Origin of the sequence: Pseudanabaena sp. 'Roaring Creek' (assembly GCF_001402795.1) — a bacterium.
Taxonomy (GTDB): Bacteria; Cyanobacteriota; Cyanobacteriia; order Pseudanabaenales; family Pseudanabaenaceae; genus Pseudanabaena.
Map to the genome: position 1 here is coordinate 1 of NZ_LIRE01000460.1, position 3,706 is coordinate 3,706.

3 protein-coding genes are annotated in these 3,706 nt (G+C 41.9%); 2 read left to right on the forward strand and 1 reads right to left on the reverse strand.

The features are described from left to right. Positions 1 to 266: 266 nt before the first annotated feature. Positions 267 to 1,355: an RIP metalloprotease RseP gene (rseP, locus tag AC805_RS14735; RefSeq protein WP_055076121.1), complete on the reverse strand. Its 1,089-nt coding sequence runs from the start codon at positions 1,353 to 1,355 to the stop codon at positions 267 to 269. Positions 1,356 to 1,642: 287 nt separating this feature from the next. On the opposite strand from rseP, the gene AC805_RS14740 reads away from it, so the two are divergent. Further along, the gene (locus AC805_RS14740) at positions 1,643 to 2,167 is read left to right on the forward strand and encodes a DoxX family protein (RefSeq protein WP_055076122.1); all 525 of its coding nucleotides are present in this window, start codon (positions 1,643 to 1,645) and stop codon (positions 2,165 to 2,167) included. Positions 2,168 to 2,835: 668 nt separating this feature from the next. Next, positions 2,836 to 3,414 carry a hypothetical protein gene (locus AC805_RS26340; RefSeq protein WP_197278734.1) on the forward strand — a complete coding sequence of 193 codons (579 nt, stop codon included), beginning with the start codon at positions 2,836 to 2,838 and terminating at the stop codon, positions 3,412 to 3,414. Positions 3,415 to 3,706: the final 292 nt, after the last annotated feature.

Below are 3,706 nucleotides of genomic sequence, written 5' to 3' on the forward strand. Positions count from 1 at the left end.
TATAGTTGTTTTAAATAACTTGTAGACGGGCTTCGACTTCGCTCAGCCCTCGGTGTAAGCTAGCTGAGCGAAGTCGAAGCTGTAGTTTTTATTTGAATTATCTATAATTCTTGGGTTTTGATTTGTCCTAATTCAAGTGACTGTCGCTATATATGTCTATTTCTTTAGTGGGAAGGTAGTAGAAGAATAAATCTAATAAATAGTGATGCGTGGCGGAGCCACGCATCACTTATCACTACTTTAAAAAGCTGATAGAGGAATGAAGCTTATAGAGGGCTTAAGCCGCTTTGTTGTAGCAAGTTAAAGGAGTCTTTGAAAATCATGACTACGCCTAAGCCAAGAAGTAGGACTAATCCCCCCTGCATGACATTATTTTGTAAATCTTCAGGGAGAGGTTTACCACCACGCAAAGCCTCGATCGCGAGAAATACTAATTGACCGCCATCGAGGGCTGGTAGAGGCAAGATATTAATAATGGCGAGATTTATACTGATAATCGCAGTGAAATCAAAGAGGGCTGCCGCATCGGACTTAACTAATTCCGAACCCATTGCCACGATCGCTACAGGACCTGATAGTTGCGAAGCCGTATTTTGGAAATTGGTTGCTAGTTGTTTCAAGCCTTGGACAGTCATCACCACTAAACGCTCAAAGCTTTGGGTCGCGTTGTCAATAGCTTCAGCAAAGTTATGCACAGCACGACGATGGGGCTTACCCGTAAAGTCCAATCTCACGCCAATTCTTCCCTTGCCAGTTTCCCCATCGGGCACGATCGGGAACTGGAGCGTTTGTCCTTGTCGATCCACTACGAGATCGACTGCTTGATTGGCATTTTTGGCAATGAGGGATTGAAACCGATCCAGAGTCGTGAGGCTAGTATCAAACTTAATATCATTGGCTGACAAAACAATATCGCCAGATTTTAATCCTGCTATAGCTGCTGGCGCATTGGGCTCGATTATTTTGGTGATTCTGACACCAGGTAGATCGACCGTACCAATGCCAACACTTAAAGTCATGACTAATAAAACTAAGTAAGCAAATACAAAGTTGGCAATTACTCCCGCACTAATTACGATCGCTCGATCCATAATGGGTCGATTTTTCATCAAATTCGGATCGTTAGCAGGAATATCGCTTTCCTCGTCATCATCGGGAAAGCCAACATATCCCCCTAGAGGAATCGCCCGCAGTGCATATTCTGTCTGTTTACCCTGATATTTCCACAACACAGGACCAAACCCAATCGAAAAACGATTGACATGGATGCCCTGTACGCGAGCCGCCATAAAGTGACCGAGTTCGTGAACCAGAATCAGAATTGCAAGAACAGCAATAGCAGGCAAGGCAGACATAAGCTTCGCTCTAAAAATTTAGATTTTTAATGTTGTATGCAATACATGAATATTGCTTAGCTTGCGATCGTAGCACAACGAAAATGTCTAGGAAAATGTCTAATGTTTGGCAAAACTTTTCGCCCATTATTCAAAGCCCAAGGGAGGAAAGATTCATGCCTATCAATACTTATTAGGGTTTGAATCATTGCCATTCCAAAAGCTTATGTTAAGATTAATGTATATAAGTCATAAATTATTGCAATCTTTTAAGTTTTATTAATCAACCTGTTAGGCAATGTGCTGAAATGAACAACACAACTCGTATCGTGGCATCAATCGTACGTCTTCTCCTCGGTTCTGACTCTGCACCTGTATCGTTAACGCAAGCCTCCCTGCTTTTGCTAAGGGTTGTTCTTGGTACGGTCATGATTCATAACGGTTTTGATAAGCTGGCTGACATTCCTAGCTTTGCCGAAGCCTATGTTCAGGCTATCGGTTTGCCATTCCCAATTTTCTTTGCCTACTGTGCTGCCTTCACCGAAGTAATCGCTTCACCATTGCTAGCGCTCGGTCTATTTACCAGACCAGCAGCATTAGGTTTATTTGCAACCATGCTTGTGGCAAACTATCACCACATCTTGATTGGTGGTTTTTCGATTCCATCCATTGAATTGTCATCAATTTATGCCGTTTCCTTCGCATTTTTTGTTATCTACGGCGGAGGTAAATACGCGATCGATACCCTACTCGCCAATGCCCTGACTAAGTGGTTAAATTTGCCCTCAGGTATTACTCCATCTTTATCAACAAAAGTAACCACAGCGAAGTAACATCAGTTCTGGATAATTTGAAACGGGTTTTGAGAAAGGGTTTACTACGCAAACCCTTTCTCAAAACCCAAAGATAAAAGCCTTGCTTAGCAAGGCTTTTATCTTTGGGTTTTTAAAATTTGCCAGCTTAACTCAAACTGACGTTAAGTAAATAGCTAAGGTTCTTGTGGATAAAAAATGTCCCACCATTTTATCTAGCATTATCTAGCTTCGACTGCGCTCAGCTAATGTTGTCTGAGCATAGTCGAAGCCACGGGTACTTTAATTTATAGCAAGTCCCTAATACCAAAGTAAGAAATGGCGTAGCCATTTCTTACAGCTGTTTGCGCTCAAACAAAAACCAAGGAAATTTTTGAAAGCCCTGCTTAGCAAGGCTTTCAAAAATTTCCTTGTGGTTCGTTCGATCAATAATTACTGTAACTTGAAAACCCTTGCGAGGTTTAGCTTTTAGTTCGCAAAATTATTGTCAAACTTTCATAAATAGGTGTTATCTCTCGATCTACTTGGAGACAGCTATAGATTGTAATCATGTCCAATTCCTTAGATCGTAGTTTGTAGATGAATTAGGACTACCTTTGACAGATTAAGTTGAAGCAAAAATTACTATATGTAAAACATTGTCAACGTATTATCATTAAGTCGATGAACTTAACCTGAAAATTCAAAATATGATTAAAAAATTTGCTAAGGGTTTACTACTGCCAATTTCCGTAGCATTGGCATTGGCATCTTGTCAGCAACCCAGCGCAACAACTTCATCACCGTCAGCTTCAGCTTCTCCCAGTTCTAATCCTTCAGTTTCTTCGGCTTCTCCTAGTGCTAGCCCTTCCGCTTCTGCTAGCGCCAGTCCTTCGGCTTCTCCTAGCGCTAGCCCTTCCGCTTCCGCTAGCGCCAGTCCTTCCACTTCTCCTAACTCTAGCTCCACAGTTTCAGAAGCAACTCAAAAAATTGATGCTGCTGCCAAGGCTAGCCCTGAGTACGCCGAAATGTACGAGGCAACTAAGGGTATCCAGTACGTCACTATCGTTGAGAAAGAAACCTGCAAAGCAATGGATAGTGGCAAATACACTTTCAAACAGCTATTCGAGGAACTTGAGAAATCATTTGACAGTGCAGGCGATAAAAATTCTATTCCCGCCGATAAACTTGAAAAGTTGAAAAATTATACAGGTTTCCTAATTGGGGCTAGCGTCCAAGCGTCTTGTCCTAAACACCTTGGGGCTCTTAAAGAGTTTCTAGGTAATTAATCGGTGCTCCTAAATCTAAGAGCAGACTTACTAAGAGCAGACTTAAAGATTCTTCCCTACCTTATTCGATCGCTATTGTTTATAGATTTAAGCAGCTAAGGGATTTTCTATTAACTAAGGTATAGCTACCGCCAACTGTATCAGAACATAAAACCCAAGATCGTGTTGCCTCGCGGAGCGAGGCAACACGATCTTGGGTTTTATAGCAGTAGCCAGTTATGTTAGGACAAAAACAAAACCCAGAAGAGTGTTGCGGCGCGAAGCGCCGCAACACTCTTCTGGGTTTTATGTC